The 2,351-nt window shown below is 63.9% G+C and carries 3 protein-coding genes; all 3 read left to right on the top strand.

All coding sequences use genetic code 11. The annotated features are described in order from the left end of the window. On the top strand, positions 1-486 hold a 486-nt coding region (locus VJ307_08355), incomplete at its 5' end, for a hemerythrin domain-containing protein (GenBank protein HJX74152.1). Next, positions 483-1,184 (top strand): c-type cytochrome, encoded by a 702-nt coding sequence (locus tag VJ307_08350; protein ID HJX74151.1) that lies wholly within the window; start codon positions 483-485, stop codon positions 1,182-1,184. The genes VJ307_08355 and VJ307_08350, both read left to right, overlap by 4 nt. A 10-nt stretch (positions 1,185-1,194) precedes the next feature. Next, a partial coding sequence (locus VJ307_08345) for a cbb3-type cytochrome c oxidase subunit I (GenBank protein ID HJX74150.1) occupies positions 1,195-2,351 on the top strand: 1,157 nt, incomplete at its 3' end.

Here is a 2,351-nt window from a genome sequence, read left to right as displayed (position 1 = left end):
GAAAACCTTCCCCGCCTGGCGGCGCTGATCGTCCGGGAAAACGGGAAAACCGATCCTTCCGCGCGGGGGGAGATGAAGACGATCGTCGAACGCTTCCGCGCCCTGAGCGGGGAGATCACCGCGCACCTGATGAAGGAAGAGCAGATCCTCTTCCCCACGATCATCTCGGTCGAGCGGGCCCTCGCGGGGGACTCGGCCGCCGGGCGGGACATCCACTGCGGCGTCTCCCCTCCCGTCCGCCAGATGATCTTCGAGCATGAAGGGGCGAAACAGCTCCTCCGGGACATCGAAGCCGCCTCCGGCGCGATCCGTAGCCAGGGAGGCTACGTCCCCGAGGAACTCCTGTCCGGGCTGGCGCAGCTTGGCGCCGACCTGACCGAACATATCCGGAAAGAGGAGGAAGAGCTGTTCCCGGCCGCGATCCGCGCCGAGTCCGATTTCTTCCGTCTGCAGCACACACCCGAGAAAAAGGAGGTTGCCGGATGACCAAAAAGACCGCCTTCTGGATCTTCCTGCTGGGCACGCTCTCCTCGGCGGTCCTGTTCCTCGCCGCCACGTGGGACACGCAACGGCAGGTGGCGACCTTGTCGAACGTGGACAAGCTGTCCGACCAGGTCGTGGCGGGGAAGCGGGCGTTCGAGAAGTACAACTGCAACGATTGCCACACGATCCTGGGCTTCGGCGGCTACTATGCTCCCGACCTGACCCGGGTGGTCCAGCGGGTCGGGGCCGACGGGATCCGGTACCGGGTGAAGAGCCCCGAGAAGGCCTTCGCCAACTCGTGGAGGAAGATGCCGAACCTCAAGGTTTCCGACGCCGAGGTCGAGGACCTGGTCGCGTTCTTCACCTGGGTGGGGGAGATCAACAACAACGACTGGCCCCCGCAGGACAGCAAGAAGCGGCTGAGCCGGGGCGAGCAGGCCATGGTGGCATCCGTGGGGGTCTCCCCGGGCGCGGCGGTCTTCCAGTCCAAGGGATGCATGAACTGCCACGCGCTGGGCGGCACGGGCGGCACGTTCGGACCCGCACTGGACACGATCGGGCGGAAGCTCTCGGCGGAGCAGATCGAACGTAAAATTCGCGACCCCAAGAGCGTCGACCCGAAGTCGATGATGCCGGCGCAGGCGGGGCTTTCCGACCGTGAGCTCGAGGAAGTGTCGAAATTCCTTTCGAATCTGAAATAAGGAGGGCCTGATGGAATACCGTTCCCAGAAAATCGCCTATTGGTACTTCGTGGCGGCGCTTCCGCTGTTCGTGCTGCAGGTTCTCCTGGGGCTTTACCTCGCCACCAGCTACGCCTTCACCGTCCCGCAGGAGATCGTGGACGTCTTCTCCTTCGCCACGGCGCGCGCGATGCACACCAACCTCCTCGTCCTATGGATGCTTCTGGGCTTCATGGGCGGCGCGTACTATATCGTGCCCGAGGAGACGAAATCGGAGATCTACTCCCCGGGGCTGGCCTATTTCCAGCTCGCCGCCCTGCTCGTCACCGGCGTCGTCGCGCTGATCGGCTTCTTCTTCGGGTGGACGCAGGGCCGGCCGCTCCTGGAGATCCCCCGGCCGCTCGACCTCGTCGTGGTCGTGGGGGCGCTCATCTTCCTGTTCAACATCGGGATGACGATGCTCAAGGCGAACCGGTGGACCGTCATCCAGGGGACGCTGCTGGGCGGCCTGGTCTTCCTGGCCCTCCTGTACCTGTTCGGAATCCCCTTTTACCGGAACGAGGTGATCGACTGGTACTTCTGGTGGTGGGTCATCCACCTCTGGGTCGAAGGGGCATGGGAGCTCGTCACCGGAGCGATCCTGGCGTTCATCCTGATGAAACTCACCGGGGTGGACCGCCACGTCGTGGAGAAGTGGCTCTACGTCGAGATCGGCCTTTTCATGTTCACGGGAATCGCCGGGACGGGGCATCACTACTACTGGATCGGCGCCCCCCGCTACTGGTTCTGGATCGGGGGGATCTTCTCGGCGCTGGAGCCACTGCCGATCCTGCTCATGGTCATCGACACGATGATGCACGTCAAGGAGCGCAAGACGCAGATCGTCAACCCGCTCGTCTGGACGTACGCGATCGGCTGCGCCGTCTTCCACATGATCGGCGCCGGGGTGTGGGGCTTCGCGCACACGCTGCCGCAGATCAACTACTACACGCACGGCTCCCAGGTCACCGTGTCCCACGGGCACCTGGCGTTCTTCGGCGCCTACGCGCTCCTGAATCTCACGACCTTCTACTTCGCGATGCCGAAGATCAAGGGGATCGAGGTCTTCGACGACCGGCGCGGGAAGTACGGCTTCTGGACGATGAACATCGCGATGATGATCATGGGGCTGACCTTCGGCGTGGCGGG

This window comes from Candidatus Deferrimicrobiaceae bacterium (genome assembly GCA_035256765.1).
GTDB lineage: Bacteria > Desulfobacterota > Deferrimicrobia > Deferrimicrobiales > Deferrimicrobiaceae > CSP1-8.
The sequence above is the reverse complement of the archived record's forward strand: the minus strand, read 5'-3'. Positions and strand labels throughout refer to the sequence as shown.